14 protein-coding genes are annotated in these 12,899 nt (G+C 71.7%); 6 read left to right on the top strand and 8 right to left on the bottom strand.

The window, feature by feature from the left end:
• Positions 1-4: 4 nt before the first annotated feature.
• Genes ACIQTT_RS05730 through ACIQTT_RS05720 form a run of 3 tightly spaced genes read right to left on the bottom strand, consistent with a single transcriptional unit; the run spans position 5 to position 3,518 of the window.
• Entirely contained in the window at positions 5-1,363 is a 1,359-nt protein-coding gene (locus ACIQTT_RS05730) for a dihydrolipoamide acetyltransferase family protein (RefSeq protein ID WP_402787242.1), read from the bottom strand.
• The gene (locus ACIQTT_RS05725) at positions 1,360-2,394 is read right to left on the bottom strand and encodes an alpha-ketoacid dehydrogenase subunit beta (protein WP_402787239.1); all 1,035 of its coding nucleotides are present in this window, start codon (positions 2,392-2,394) and stop codon (positions 1,360-1,362) included. Before ACIQTT_RS05725 ends, ACIQTT_RS05730 begins: the two co-directional genes overlap by 4 nt.
• A complete protein-coding gene (locus ACIQTT_RS05720; RefSeq protein ID WP_402787236.1) occupies positions 2,391-3,518 on the bottom strand; it encodes a thiamine pyrophosphate-dependent enzyme in 1,128 nt (375 codons plus the stop codon). Before ACIQTT_RS05720 ends, ACIQTT_RS05725 begins: the two co-directional genes overlap by 4 nt.
• A 150-nt stretch (positions 3,519-3,668) precedes the next feature.
• On the opposite strand from ACIQTT_RS05720, the gene ACIQTT_RS05715 reads away from it, so the two are divergent.
• Positions 3,669-4,103, top strand: coding sequence for an Lrp/AsnC family transcriptional regulator (locus tag ACIQTT_RS05715; protein ID WP_402787233.1), 435 nt, complete (start codon positions 3,669-3,671; stop codon positions 4,101-4,103).
• A 43-nt stretch (positions 4,104-4,146) separates the two neighbouring features.
• Positions 4,147-4,740: a TetR/AcrR family transcriptional regulator gene (locus tag ACIQTT_RS05710; protein ID WP_402787230.1), complete on the top strand. Its 594-nt coding sequence runs from the start codon at positions 4,147-4,149 to the stop codon at positions 4,738-4,740.
• A 40-nt stretch (positions 4,741-4,780) separates the two neighbouring features.
• On the opposite strand, the gene ACIQTT_RS05705 is transcribed toward ACIQTT_RS05710, so the two are convergent.
• Complete coding sequence (locus ACIQTT_RS05705; protein WP_402787227.1) at positions 4,781-5,431, bottom strand: HAD-IA family hydrolase; 651 nt, start codon at positions 5,429-5,431, stop codon at positions 4,781-4,783.
• A gap of 84 nt (positions 5,432-5,515) precedes the next feature.
• Between ACIQTT_RS05705 and ACIQTT_RS05700 the strand changes: the two genes are divergently transcribed.
• Positions 5,516-6,637, top strand: a complete 1,122-nt coding sequence (locus ACIQTT_RS05700) for a DUF998 domain-containing protein (RefSeq protein WP_402787224.1) — start codon at positions 5,516-5,518, stop codon at positions 6,635-6,637.
• A 7-nt stretch (positions 6,638-6,644) separates the two neighbouring features.
• Here the strand turns inward: ACIQTT_RS05700 and ACIQTT_RS05695 are convergent, their stop codons facing one another.
• Positions 6,645-7,505: a MurR/RpiR family transcriptional regulator gene (locus ACIQTT_RS05695; protein WP_402787221.1), complete on the bottom strand. Its 861-nt coding sequence runs from the start codon at positions 7,503-7,505 to the stop codon at positions 6,645-6,647.
• Between the two features lie 65 nt (positions 7,506-7,570).
• On the opposite strand from ACIQTT_RS05695, the gene ACIQTT_RS05690 reads away from it, so the two are divergent.
• Together ACIQTT_RS05690 and murQ are read left to right on the top strand one after the other, a co-directional pair.
• The gene (locus ACIQTT_RS05690; RefSeq protein ID WP_402787218.1) at positions 7,571-8,473 is read left to right on the top strand and encodes an N-acetylglucosamine kinase; all 903 of its coding nucleotides are present in this window, start codon (positions 7,571-7,573) and stop codon (positions 8,471-8,473) included.
• Positions 8,463-9,404 carry an N-acetylmuramic acid 6-phosphate etherase gene (gene murQ, locus ACIQTT_RS05685; protein ID WP_402787215.1) on the top strand — a complete coding sequence of 314 codons (942 nt, stop codon included), beginning with the start codon at positions 8,463-8,465 and terminating at the stop codon, positions 9,402-9,404. Before ACIQTT_RS05690 ends, murQ begins: the two co-directional genes overlap by 11 nt.
• A gap of 69 nt (positions 9,405-9,473) precedes the next feature.
• On the opposite strand, the gene ACIQTT_RS05680 is transcribed toward murQ, so the two are convergent.
• Complete coding sequence (locus tag ACIQTT_RS05680; protein ID WP_402787212.1) at positions 9,474-9,791, bottom strand: DMT family transporter; 318 nt, start codon at positions 9,789-9,791, stop codon at positions 9,474-9,476.
• Positions 9,788-10,159 carry a DMT family transporter gene (locus ACIQTT_RS05675; RefSeq protein WP_402787209.1) on the bottom strand — a complete coding sequence of 124 codons (372 nt, stop codon included), beginning with the start codon at positions 10,157-10,159 and terminating at the stop codon, positions 9,788-9,790. Before ACIQTT_RS05675 ends, ACIQTT_RS05680 begins: the two co-directional genes overlap by 4 nt.
• A 153-nt stretch (positions 10,160-10,312) precedes the next feature.
• Here ACIQTT_RS05675 and ACIQTT_RS05670 point away from each other — a divergent pair, with 153 nt between their 5' ends.
• Complete coding sequence (locus tag ACIQTT_RS05670) at positions 10,313-11,431, top strand: winged helix DNA-binding domain-containing protein (protein ID WP_402787206.1); 1,119 nt, start codon at positions 10,313-10,315, stop codon at positions 11,429-11,431.
• A 10-nt stretch (positions 11,432-11,441) separates the two neighbouring features.
• Here ACIQTT_RS05670 and ACIQTT_RS05665 read toward each other — a convergent pair whose 3' ends face one another.
• Positions 11,442-12,884, bottom strand: coding sequence for a helix-turn-helix domain-containing protein (locus ACIQTT_RS05665; protein ID WP_402787203.1), 1,443 nt, complete (start codon positions 12,882-12,884; stop codon positions 11,442-11,444).
• Between the last annotated feature and the right edge of the window lie 15 nt (positions 12,885-12,899).

The following is a 12,899-nucleotide window of genomic DNA, read 5'->3' as shown; positions in this document are numbered from 1 at the left end:
CTCCTCACACGCGCCCGTAAGCGCGCAACGGCTGTTCGATCAGCGCGACCAGTCGCCGCAGGAAGCTCGCGGCGTAGCCGCCGTCGCAGACGCGGTGGTCGAACACCAGCGACAGCTGAGCGATGCGGCGCGCGACGATCTCGCCGTCGACGACCCAGGGGCGCTCGAGCACGCGTCCGATGCCGAGGATCGCCACGTCGGGGTGGTTGATGATCGCAGCCGACCCGTCGACGCCGAGCCCGCCGTAGTTGTTGAGGGTGAAGGTCGAGCCGCGCATCCGCTCGGGCGGCATCGCCCCGGCCCGGGCGGTCTCGGCGAGCTCGCGCAGCGCGGCGTCGAGTTCGGCGACGCTCAGGGCGTGGGCGCGGGGGACGACCGGCACGAGCAGTCCGCGCTCGGTGTCGGTGGCGACCCCGAGATTCACCCCCTCGAAAGCGATGATCTCGTCGCAGTCCTCACTCAGGCGCGAGGCGAGCACGGGGTGGTCCTCGAGGGCGAGCAGGGCGAAGCGGGCGAACAGCGCGGTCAGCGACGGTGCGCGCTCGCCGGTCGCGGCGATCTCGCGCCGCAGATCCCAGAGGCGGGTCGCGTCGACGTCGACCCAGACGGTCGCCTCGGGGATCTCGGTGCGACTGCGGCTCAGACGCGTGCTCACGGCCCGGCGCAGCGGGGACAGGCGGTCACGGGCGCGCACCCGCAGGCCGTCGATCCCCTCGCCCGGGGACGACGATCCAGCGGATCCCGGTGCGACCGTGCCATCGACGGGGCCGTCGACGGCATGATCGACCGCGGCCCGCAGCACGTCGGCCCGCGTCACGGCGCCGTCGGCCCCGGTCGCGGGGATCGCGTGCACGTCGAGACCGAGGTCGCGGGCGAGTCGACGCACGATCGGCGAGCGTACGGCGACGGTGCGGGTGGAGGGCGCCTCCGGTGTCGGTGTCGGTGTCGGTGTCGGGGCCGCACCCTGCGTCGCCGAGGGGCGACGGCGTCCGCTCCCCGCGCGTTCGCTGGTGCCGTAGCCGATCAGTACGTTGCCCGAGCCGGCTCGTTCTTCGGCTCGATAGCCCTCGTGCGCAGCACTCTGAGCCGCGGCATCCGCCACCTCCAGCACCGCGGCATCCGCCACCTCCAGCACCGGGGCGCCGACGGCGATGGTGTCGCCGGCCTCGCCGTGCAGAGCGGTCACCACACCCGCGAACGGGGAGGGGAGTTCGACGATGCTCTTCGCCGTCTCGACCTCGGCGATCGCCTGGTCGACGGTGATCGTGTCGCCGACCGCCACGAGCCACTGCACGAGACCGGCCTCGGTGAGGCCCTCGCCCAGATCGGGCAGCCGGAAGACGTGCGCGGTGAGGGTGCTCACGATTCGTCCTCCCAGTGCAGCGTGTCGATCGCGTCGAGCACGCGGTCGACGTCGGGCAGATACCAGTGCTCGAGCTTCGGCGGGGCGTAGGGGATGTCGAATCCCGTCACCTTGCGCACCGGCGCTTCGAGGTGCTCGAAGCAGCGCTCGAACACCCGCGACTGGATCTCGGAGGCGACGCTCGCGTATCCGGGGGCCTCGGCGATCACGACCGCCCGCCCGGTGGCGCGCACGGCAGCCGTGACCGTGGCGTCGTCGAAGGGCGAGAGCGAGCGCACGTCGACGACCTCGACGCTGCGTCCTTCGGCGGCCGCGACATCGGCGGCTTCCAGCGCGAGCGGCACGGCCGCGCCGTAGGCGAGCAGCGTCACGTCGGTGCCGGCGCGCGCGACCCGGGCGCTGCCGAGCTCGACGCGGTGCGCGGTGTCGACCTCGCCGCGCGTCCAGTACAGCTTCTTGGGTTCGAGGAACACGACGGGATCGGGTGACTCGATCGCCGCCCGCAGCAGCGAGTAGGCGTCCTGCGGGGTCGACGGACACACGACCGTGAGGCCCGGGGTGTGCGCGTAGTACGCCTCCGACGAGTCGCAGTGGTGCTCGACCCCGCCGATGCCGCCGCCGAACGGGATGCGGATGACCAGCGGCATCCGCACCCCTCCGCGCGTGCGGTTGCCGTACTTCGCGACGTGGCTCACCACCTGCTCGAACGCGGGAAGAGCGAAGGCGTCGAACTGCATCTCGACCACGGGGCGCATGCCGTTCATCGCCATGCCCACCGCCGTGCCGACGATCCCGGATTCGGCCAGGGGGGTGTCGAAGCAGCGGTCCTCGCCGAAGCGCGCGGTGAGTCCGTCGGTGACCCGGAAGACCCCGCCGAGCGCCCCCACGTCCTCCCCGAACACGACGACCTCGGGGTCGTCGGCCAGGGCATCGACGAGGGCGAGATTCAGTGCCGCGGCCATCGTGAGGGTCGCGGGCGCGCGGCCGGTCGCATCGCTGTCGAGGCGGATGTCGTCGTGCGCGATCGTCATCGGGATGCTCCTTCTCGAGGGGCGGACTCCGCCTGGCCGGATGCCGCCGCCGTGCGCTCGATCTCGCCCCGCAGCATCGACCATTGCTCCTCGAGCTGTGGGGAACGGGTCGTGGTCACGAACCGGAAGAGATCCTCGGGGTCGAGGCCGGGGTCGGTGTTCAGGGCGGTGCGCAGCTCGGTCGCCAGGGTCTCGGCGTCCGCGGCGAACCGGGCCTCGATCTCGTCGTCGAGTGCTCCGACCGCGCGGAGGTGCGTGCGCAGCCGCAACAGCGGATCGCGCTCGACCCAGGCCTGCACCTCGGCGCGTTCGCGGTAGCGGGTGTCGTCGTCGGCGTTGGTGTGCGCCTGCATCCGATAGGTGTGCGCCTCGACGAGCGAGGGGCCGCCGCCCGCACGCGCACGATCGACGGCGGCACCGAGAACCGAGAGCACGGCGGCGACGTCGTTGCCGTCGACCCGCTGCCCCGGCATCCCGTAGCCGATCGCCTTGTGCGCGAGCGAGGGCGCCGCGGTCTGGCGCGAGAGGGGCACCGAGATCGCGAAGCCGTTGTTCTGCACGAAGAAGACGACCGGCACGCGGAAGACCGAGGCGAAGTTCATCGCCTCGTGGAAGTCGCCCTCGCTGGTGGCACCGTCGCCGCACAGGGCGAGCACGACCGTGTCGTCGCCCCGGCGTTTCGCGGCGTACGCGAAACCGACCGCGTGCAGCAACTGGGTCGCGAGGGGCGTGGACTGCGTCGCGACGCGGTGTGCGCGCACGTCGTACCCCGAGTGCCAGCCGCCCGCGAGCAGCACCATCGTCTCCGCGGGCGAGACGCCGCGCCCGATGATGGCGACGGCATCGCGGTAGGTGGGGAACAGCCAGTCCGCCGCGCCGTCGAGCACCCGCGCGGCCGCGACCTGGCAGGCCTCCTGCCCGTGCGACGAGGGGTAGACCGCGAGGCGGCCCTGGCGCACCAGCGCGCTGGCCTGGTCGTTGACGCGGCGTCCCTCGACGAGTCCGCGGTACGCGTCGATCAGTGTGCCGCGGTCAGGGAGCGGATAGTCCGCGTCCTCGGTGAGCGTGCCGTCGGGGGCGATGAGCTGCACCGCCTCGTCGCGGGGGAGCATGTCGTCGTTCATCTGGTCGCCTTCCTCGCCGAACCTGATGACGACAGCATGCGCTCTCGCGCGCAGTCGTCCAAGAGGTGCGGCCGAATGCTGGACGATTGCATGATCGTTGCCCTCGCGCTCGCCGAAGTGTCAGAATTCGAAGCGGGACGAAGGAGTGCCATGACCACGCTGGATGACATCGACCGCGCGATCCTCGACGAGCTGCGACGCGATGCGCGGGCGTCGATGACCGCGCTGGCGGATGCCGTGCACATCTCTCGGGCGGGCGCCCATGCCCGCATCCGCCGGCTCACCGATGCCGGGGTGATCACGGGGTACACGGTGCGCACGGACCCCGCCAAGCTCGGCCATCATGCGAGTGCCTACGTCACCCTCGCGATCGAACAGGCCAGCTGGCAGCTCGTGCAGGAACGGCTGCGGGCGATCCCCGAGATCGAGCACATGGCGCTGGTCGGTGGGGACTTCGACGTGATCCTGCTCGTACGCGCGAACGATGCGCGAGACCTCCGCCGGATCGTGCTCGAGGACATTCAGGCGATCCCGTCGATCCGCACGACCCGCACGACCCTGATCTTCGAGGATTTCGAGCGCTGAGCGGCCACCCCTCGTCGCGCGGCCCGCGTGCCAGACTGGGGCGATGAGCGCAGCCGACCCCGTTCGCCGCGGGCGCCCCGGGTACGACCGGCGGGGTCTGCTCGACGCCGCGGTCGCGGTGTTCAACGAGTCCGGCTACGACGGCACCTCGGTCGCGGCCCTCGCCGCCCGGCTCGGGCTGTCGAAAGCCGCGCTCTACCACCACTTCGCCTCGAAGGAGGAGATCCTCGAGACAGCCCTCGACGAGGCGCTCGACGGTCTCGAGGGCGTGCTGGCCGCGACGGATGCCGTGCGCCCCGGCGATCGTCTGGCCGCGGTGCTCGAGGGCGCCGTCGGTGTGCTCGTGGCGCACCTGCCCTCGGTCACGCTGCTGCTGCGGGTGCGAGGGAACAGCGAGGTCGAACGGCGTGCGCTCGAGCGTCGGCGCGCCTTCGATCAGGCCGTGACCGCGATCGTGCGCGCGGCGCAGGAGGAGGGCGCGGTGCGCGCCGACGTGGATGCCTCGGTCGCCACGCGCCTGCTCTTCGGCATGGTCAACTCGCTCGTCGAGTGGTACCGCCCGACTGGCGCCGAGGGGGCCGAGGCGCTCGCCCGCGACGTGCTGGCCGTGGCGCTCGACGGGCTCCGCACGCGCTGAGCCGCGGCATCCGTCCCTCCGAAGCGGGCGGCGCCGGGCGTCAGCCGATCGTGAGCGTGAATCCGTCGTCGGTCGCCGTCACGGCGACGCGGGTGAGGTCGTCGACCTGCACCTCGGGGGAGTGCGCGTGAGCGTGCGGTCCGACGCCGACCACCCGCATGCCGGCGGCATGCGCGGCCTGGATGCCGGCGCCCGAGTCCTCGAACACGATGCAGTCGGCGGGAACGATGCCGAGCTCCGCCGCGGCGCGGAGGAAGCCCTCGGGGTCGGGCTTCGACGCCGACACGCTCTCAGCGGTGATCGTCAGCGCGGGAAGCGAGAGCCCCGCCGCGCCCATGCGCGCGGTCATCAGTTCGACGTTCGCCGAGGTCACGATCGCGTGCGGGTGGGGGCGCAGCGCCTCCAGCAGCGCGGCGGCGCCGGTGATCTCGACCACGCCGGCGACATCGCTGCTCTCGTTCGCCAGCATGACGGTGTTCTCGTTCAGGTTGATCGCGTGATCGCGCTCGGGCAGCAGGATCGACATGCTCTGGTGGCCCTGGCGGCCGTGGATGACCCGCAGCACCGTGGCGGGGTCGAGCCCGTGCGGCTGAGCCCACTCGAGCCAGAGGCGTTCGACGACGGCGGTCGAGTCGACCAGGGTCCCGTCCATGTCGAGGAGGACGGCGCGGGCGTGGAGGGTCTCGGTCACCCCTCCAGGCTAGCGGCGCAGCGCCGCGGCATCCGCCCCCACCGGCGAGCGCCGCGACCCTAGGATGGCGGCGGGAGGTGCAGCATGCACGCGATCGCCGAACGGGTCCGTCAGGTGCTCCGACAGGTGCGGGGACCGGCGCGCGACGACGCCGTGCTCGAGGCCGCTGCACTGATCGTCGGGGCGCTCTTCCTCGTGATCGGGTTCCTGGTCGCGTTCCCGGTGTTCTTCGGTCATGAGATGGCGATCAGCGGCACGGGATCGATCGGCAACTTCGCGGCGTACGGCGGAGCAGCCACCGCGGCCCTCGCCTTCGCGCTCGGTCGTCTCGTCGCGCGCCCGGAGGAGGCCGATCCGGATGCCGTGCGCGACGGGTTCAGCGTGCCGGGCGACCGTCTGCGCTGGTACGACCTGCTCGCGATCGCGTTCGCCCACGCGGCGATCGCCTATCTCGGCTGGCTCGGAATCGCGAAGCTGCTCGAGCAGAGCTTCACCGATGCGCCCGTGTTCGCCTTCCCCGGGGCGGTGCTCATCGGCGTCGCCTTCGCGCTCACCGCGTACGTGTCGTTCCTCAGCTCCGTCGCGCTCACCCCGATGACCCTGTCGCTGGTGCTCGCGGTCTTCCTCGTGATCGGCGCCTTCGCGAGCATGCTCGCCTCGAGCGATCCGCACTGGTGGCGCGACAACCTCTCGGCGTTGGGCATGAGTTCCAACAGCGCCTCGTACGCCTTCAACATCACCCTGATCATCGCGGGCGTCATGGTCACGACGATCTCGCGCTACGCGACCGCGGGCCTTCCCGCGACCGACCCGGTCGATCGGCGCGGCCGCACGATCGTGCGCACGGGGCTCATCCTCATCGGGATCTTCCTGGCGTGCGTGGGGATCTTCCCCGTCGACGAATTCTTCGCGGTGCACAACACCGTCGCCACGGGGATGGCGGTGGCCTTCGCCGTGATCGTCGTCGGACTTCCCTGGTTCCTGCGTACCATCCCGCGCGTCTTCGTGCTGCTGGGGTGGGCCTACGTGCTGGTGATCGTGCTGCTCGCGGTGTTCTTCGCGACCGGGTACTACAACCTCACTGCCGTCGAGCTGATCGCCGCGGTGCTCATCTTCAGCTGGATCATCGTGTTCCTGCGCACGGCGGGCTCGATCCACGAGCGGGTGCCGGAGCCCGCGGCGGTGCCGGCCGCCGACGTCGCCTGACGAACGATCACTCGCCCCGCAGCGCCCGGGTCGCGGCGGCGCTGCGCTCGAGCGCGTCGACCGCGACCTCGCGCCGCAGCTGCGCCGCTCCGATGAAGAGGCAGTCGACGAGGGCGAGCTGAGCGATGCGGCTCACCATCGCGCCGGCGCGGAAGCGCGATTCGCGTGCGTGGGTGAGGAGGAGGTGGTCGGAGGCGCGAGCGAGGGGAGAGGTGCCGGATCCGGTGATGCCGATCGTGGTGGCACCGGTCTCGCGGGCGGCCTGCAGGAAGAGCACGGCTTCGGTGGTGGTTCCCGAGTTCGAGAAGCCGATCGCGACGGTGGGCGAGGTGCGCAGTGCGGCGGCGGCACTCGCCTCGTGCGCATCGTCGAGGGCGATCGCGTTGTGGCCGATGCGCAGCAGCTTGTGGCCGAGGTCGGCGGCGGCCAGGCGGCTCGCGCCGATCCCGAACAGCAGGATGCGCCCCGAGCCCTCGATGGCCTCGGCGGCGGTTCCGAGCGCGTCGTAGTCGAGGCGCTCGACGGTCTCCTCGATCGCGAGACGTTCGAGAGCGGCGAGCTTGCGGGCGGCGTCGCGCAGGCTGTCGTCGGCGGCGATCTCGGCGCCGAATCCGCTGTTCGTGCCGAAGTTGACCGACTCGCGCCCGAGCTCGGCGGCGAGCGTGCGGCGCAGGGCGGCGTATCCGCTCACGCCGATCACGCGGCAGAAGCGCACGACCGAGGCGACCGAGGTGTCGCACGAGGCGGCGAGCTCGGTGATCGTGCTCTCGATCACCTGCGTGGGGTTGTCGGCGACGGCGCGGGCGATCCGGGCGAGGGAGGGCGGCAGGGTATCGACCGATGCCGCGATCGTCGTCTGGATGCTCATGCCGTTCCTTCTTCTCGCTGTGAATAATTCTTTCAGGTCGACGCCGAAACGCGTAGACTATTTTTATGACCTCGATGCCCCGCGTGCTCGCCGTCGACCTCGGCAAGTCGCGCTGCCGACTGGTGGTCGCCGATCCGACACGCCGGCCTGCACATGAGGGTACAGGTGCGCCGGGGCTCGCCGCCGCCGACGGTGTCAGCGCCGCCCTCGCGGCGCTCGAGACCGTGCTCGCCGAGGTACCGGACGGGACGATCTCGGCCCTCTCGATCGGGGCGGCAGGTGCATGGGCCGCGCCCGCCGCCGCGCAGCGTCTCGCCGGTCTCCTCGCCGCCCGGGTGCTCGCGCCCGTCGCCGTGACCTCCGACGTCGTCACCGCCCACGCCGGCGCGCTCGACGGTCATCACGGCGTCCTGCTCATCGCCGGCACGGGCGCCGCGGCCCTCGGAACGGATGCCGCCGGCGCGCGTCTCGTCGACGGCTGGGGCCCCGATGTCGGCGACCTCGGAAGCGGCTCCTGGCTCGGCCGCGAGGTGCTCCGCGCCGTCCTGCGCGCGGCCGACGGTCTCGGCCCCACGACCTCTCTCGCGGAGGCGATCGCGGAACCCGTGGGCGCGGCATCCGACATCATTCCGTGGCTCGCCCACGGCGACCCGCTCGCCCGCCGCCTCGCGACCCTCGCCCCGCTCGCCCTCGATGCCGCCGAGGCCGGAGACGAGGCCGCCGGGGCGATCGTCGCCGAGGCGACCCGCCTGCTCACCGCCTCCGCCGTCGCGGCATCCACGACGCCCGACGTCGTGCTGCACGGCGGACTCACCGACCACCCCTGGTTCCGCGCGCAGCTCACCGCCGCGCTCGCCGCCGCCGGCCGCCGCGTGCAGCCGCCGGTCGGCGACGCGATCGACGGCGCCCTGCTGCTCGCCACCCGCTTCGATCTCCCTCACGAAAGGTTCGTGCACCGTGCCGAATGACGACACCCGACTCACCGCTCTGATCGAGGAGCTGTCGAAGCTCGACACCGAGGCCGCGACCACCGAGCGCGGCGACCTCGATCTGCTGACGAGCGCACAGCTCGTCGAGCGCATGAACGCCGAGGACGCCCGGGTGGCGGGAGCGGTGGCCGCGGAGGCCGCGCAGATCGCCGCCGCCGTCGACGGCATCACCGAGCGGTTCCGTCGTGGAGGGCGCCTCATCTACATCGGTGCGGGGACGGCCGGTCGCATCGGCGTGCTCGACGCGAGCGAGTGCCCGCCCACCTTCGGTACCGACCCGTCACTCGTGGTCGGCATCATCGCGGGTGGTGAGACGGCGATCCGCTCGGCCGTCGAGAACGCCGAGGACGACGCCGACGCCGCGGCCGCATCACTGGCGGAACTGCAGCTCACCGCAGCCGACACGGTCGTCGGCATCTCGGCCTCGGGCCGCACGCCCTACGTGATCGGCGGGCTCGACTACGCCCGCGGTCTCGGCGCACTCACGGTCGCGATCGCGTCGAACCGGGCCTCCGCGATCGGTGCCGCCGCCGACATCGCGATCGAGGTCGTGACGGGCCCTGAGTTCATCTCGGGGTCGACGCGCCTGAAGTCGGGCACCGCGCAGAAGCTCGTGGTCAACATGCTCACGACGCTCTCGATGATCAAGCTCGGCAAGACCTACCGTGGCGTGATGGTCGATCTGCTCGCCACCAACGAGAAGCTGCACGCGCGGTCGATCCGCACCGTGTCGCACCTCGCCGGGGTCGACACCGACGAGGCCGCACGGGCGCTCGCCGCCGCCGACGGCTCGGTGAAGCTCGCGGTGCTCATCCTCGCGACGGGCGCGACGCCCGCGGACGCGGCCTCCGCGCTCGACGCCGCCGACGGCCTGCTGCGCGAGGCGATCGCGGCACTGAGCACGAGCTGATTCGAGCGGTGCTGAGGCGAGCGGTGCTGAGGCGAGCGGTGCTGAGGCGAGCGGTGCTGAGCCGCAGCTTCAGTGCCCGAACTCGATCAGTGCGACACCGACCGCGATGAGCGCGACGCCCGCGGCCATCATCGCCGAGAAATGGTCCTTGAAGAGGACGCGGCCCATGACGGCGGTGATCGCGACGCCGGCGGCGGCCCAGATCCCATAGGCGACGCCCACGGGCATTCCCATCGCCAGGATCGCGCCCAGCAGCGAGAACGCGGCGAGGTAACCGACGACGATCACGGGGATCCAGCGCCTGCGGCGCAGGCCCCCGGAGGCGCGCAGGCTCAGCGTGGCGGTGACCTCGCTGGCGATCGCGAGCACGAGCAGCAGCCAGATCATGAGGCGACCTCCGCCGTCGTCGTGCGGGCGTGCGACCCGAGCTCGACGAGCAGCACGCCGATCACGATCGCGCCGACCCCGATGATCTGCACCGTTCCGAGCGTCTCCCCGAACAGCACGGTGCCGAGCACGGCGGTGAGCACGACGCCGATCGCCGACCAGATGCCGTAGGCGACGCCCACCGGCATACCCCGGTCGAGCACGATCGACAGCAGCCAGAGCGACCCGGTGTACCCGGCGACGACCACGATCAGCCAGAGCGGATGCGTGAAGCCCTCGGCCGCGCGGAGCGACAGCGTCGCCGTCACCTCGAGCGCGATCGCGATCAGCAGCGGAGGCCACGGCGAGCGGCGGGGGAGGTCTGTCATCGAGGGCCTTTCGGAAGCGGCGACGCCGACGGCGGATACCGGGGACTCGTGCGCCGCAGGGGAGAACGCGTCGGATGCTCGCAGGATTCCCTGTCCGGCAGGTGAACGGGTGTCGGAGGAACGGGTGTCGGAGGCACCGGGCATCATGGGGACATGAACCGCACATCGTTGCGCCGCGAACGTCTCCGCTCGCATCGGCTCACCGCCCGCGCCGCGTCGGTGGTCGAGGCGGCGCGCCACATGCTGGCGGTGCAGAGCCAGGACTTCGCCGCCGGGCGCTGGACGCTGGCGGCCCGCACGCGCGGCACCGTCACTCTGGGAACGGTCGATCGAGCCTTCGATCGCGGCGATCTCGTGCGCGCCTGGACGATGCGCGGCACCCTGCACACGATCCCGGCACGAGATCTGGGGTGGGTTCTGTCGGTCACCGGGGCGCGTCAGCTGGCGGCAGCCGCGACGCGCCATCGCGATCTCGCTATCGACGACGAGCTGCTACGACGCGCGGCCCGGATCATCGACCCGGTGCTCCGCGATGGCGGCTGCTCCCGCGCCGAGGCCTTCGCGCGATGGGCGGATGCGGGGATCGACCCGCGCGATCAGCGCGGCGTGCACCTGCTCGGGGCGCTCGCGATGCGGGGCGAGATCTGCCAGGGTCCGGTCGTGTCCGCGACGACCTCCGCGGGGATCGCACGTGAGCAGCGCTTCGTCGCGACCGATGCGTGGATCCGTGATCCGATGCGGCCCGACGATCCGCTCGCCGAACTGTTCGTGCGCTACGTCGACGGCCACGGGCCGGTGCGGGTCGAGGACTTCGCGTGGTGGTCGGGGCTCACCCTCGGTGCATCCCGCGAGGCGGTGGCGCGCGCGGGGGGACGCGTGGTCGAGGTCGAGGAGGGCGTGTATGCGGCGATCGCGCCGCCGCGTCGCTCACCGGGGGCATCGCGGGTGCAGGTGCTCGGCGCTTTCGACGAGTACTACATCTCCTACGCGGATCGCACCCTCGTCTGTCCGCCCGAGGGGCTGGCCGCGGTCGGTCCGGGCAAGAACGGGATGGTGCGCCCGGTCGTGGTCGTCGACGGCGAGGTGGTCGGGGTGTGGCGCCTGCCCCCGGCATCCGGACGCGAGGGTGGCGAGGCGGTCATCGAGCTTTTCTCCGCGGGGGAGCGGTCGCCCCTCGAGCCGGCGATCGACGAGCAGCTGCGCGCCGCACTCGCCCGGCATACGGCGTTCCTCGGGGCGGCTCAACCGACCGCCGGGCGACCCCGCGAGTGATCGCCGAGGATCACTCCTCGGCGTGACGTCCGAGGAACTCGTAGACCTCGCTGTCGTCGACGCCGGGGAAGGCGCCGCGCGGCAGCGGCGAGAACATGTGAGTATGCACGCGGGCGCTCGGCCAGGACTTGCCGTTCCAGCGCTCCCTCAGCTCCGATGACGGGCGTCGGCAGCACGATTCGTCGGGACAGTTCGACACGGCGCGATCCGTCGTCTCGCGCCCGCGCCACCAGCGCGCGTCGTCGAAGGGGACGCCCACCGTGATCGAGAACTCGCCGTCGGCCGACGATCCGGTCTGCGTCGAGCACCAGAACGTGCCCGAGGGAGTGTCGGTGTACTGGTGGTGCTCGGTCGTGCGGTTCTGCTGGCCGAAGGCCGCGCGGGCCTGGAAGTTGCGGCACACGCGCTGGCCCTCCACGGCCCCGGTGACGTCCATGGGCAGGGGCAGGTCGTCGTTCTCGTAGACGCGGGTGATCGCGCCGTCGGAGTCCACGCGCAGGAAGTGCAGCGACATCCCCAGGTGCTGGGTGAGGAGGTTGGTCATGCGCATGCCCGCGGCCTCGTGGGTGACGCCGAAGGCATCGCGGAAGTCCTCGACCGCGAGGTTGCGATCCTTCTTGGCCTGCTGCAGGAAGGCGACGGATGCCGTCTCGGGCAGCAGGCAGCAGGCGCCGAAGTAGTTGATCTCGAGGCGCTGCTGCAGGAAGTCGGCGTAGTCGGTGGGCGGGGTGTGACCCAGCAGGCGATGTGCCATCGCCTGCAACGCCATGGAGCGCAGACCGTGGCCGCCGGGGATGGAAGCGGGCGGCAGGTAGATGCGCCCGTTCTCGAGGTCGGTGACCGAGCGGGTGGAGTGCGGCAGGTCGTTGACGTAGATGAGCTCGAAGCCGAGGCGCTCGGCCATGATGCTCACGGTGCGGTGGCTGAGCGCGCCCTGCACGTGACCGGCGGCCTTCAGCTGCTTCTCGGCGAGCTTCTCGATGTCGGCGAGGTAGTTGTTCTGGGCGCGCATGCGCAGCCGCAGCTCGGTGTTGGCGCGGCGGGCCTCCTCGGGCGTCGCGATGGCCTCGCGCTCGCGGCGCTGGAGCTCGCGGTGCAGGCCGAGCACCGACTCGATCGTCTCGTCGCTCATGCCCTTGCTCACGCGTACGGGGGAGATGCCGAGCTGGCGGAAGACCGGACTCTCCTGCGCGCGGTCGAGCTCGATCTCGAGCGCGGCGCGGCGGTTCGGCGGCTCGCCCGAGATGAGGTCGGTGACCTCGGTGCCGGTCGCCTGGGCGATGGCCTGCAGCAGCGACAGCTTCGGTTCGCGCTTGCCGTTCTCGATCAGGCTGAGCTGGGATCCGGCCACGCCTACGAGCGCTCCGAGCTCGTCGAGGGTGAACCCCTGCGCCTGCCGGTGGTGCCGGATGCGATGGCCGAGGGTCGTGAGGTGGATGCCGGAGGACGCCATTCCTTGATCTTAGAC

Source organism: Microbacterium sp. NPDC090225 (assembly GCF_044772365.1).
Classification (GTDB): Bacteria; Actinomycetota; Actinomycetes; order Actinomycetales; family Microbacteriaceae; genus Microbacterium.
This window is presented reverse-complemented; position numbering and strand designations above follow the sequence as displayed.

Coding starts and splice junctions, on each gene's coding strand:
- ACIQTT_RS05665 (WP_402787203.1), bottom strand. CDS start 12,884: ATGGCGTCCTCCGGCATCCACCTCACGACCCTCGGCCATCGCATCCGG.
- ACIQTT_RS05710 (WP_402787230.1), top strand. CDS start 4,147: ATGAGCGCAGCCGACCCCGTTCGCCGCGGGCGCCCCGGGTACGACCGG.
- ACIQTT_RS05715 (WP_402787233.1), top strand. CDS start 3,669: ATGACCACGCTGGATGACATCGACCGCGCGATCCTCGACGAGCTGCGA.
- ACIQTT_RS05695 (WP_402787221.1), bottom strand. CDS start 7,505: ATGAGCATCCAGACGACGATCGCGGCATCGGTCGATACCCTGCCGCCC.
- ACIQTT_RS05700 (WP_402787224.1), top strand. CDS start 5,516: ATGCACGCGATCGCCGAACGGGTCCGTCAGGTGCTCCGACAGGTGCGG.
- ACIQTT_RS05680 (WP_402787212.1), bottom strand. CDS start 9,791: ATGATCTGGCTGCTGCTCGTGCTCGCGATCGCCAGCGAGGTCACCGCC.
- ACIQTT_RS05720 (WP_402787236.1), bottom strand. CDS start 3,518: ATGAACGACGACATGCTCCCCCGCGACGAGGCGGTGCAGCTCATCGCC.
- ACIQTT_RS05725 (WP_402787239.1), bottom strand. CDS start 2,394: ATGACGATCGCGCACGACGACATCCGCCTCGACAGCGATGCGACCGGC.
- ACIQTT_RS05690 (WP_402787218.1), top strand. CDS start 7,571: ATGACCTCGATGCCCCGCGTGCTCGCCGTCGACCTCGGCAAGTCGCGC.
- ACIQTT_RS05675 (WP_402787209.1), bottom strand. CDS start 10,159: ATGACAGACCTCCCCCGCCGCTCGCCGTGGCCTCCGCTGCTGATCGCG.
- ACIQTT_RS05670 (WP_402787206.1), top strand. CDS start 10,313: ATGAACCGCACATCGTTGCGCCGCGAACGTCTCCGCTCGCATCGGCTC.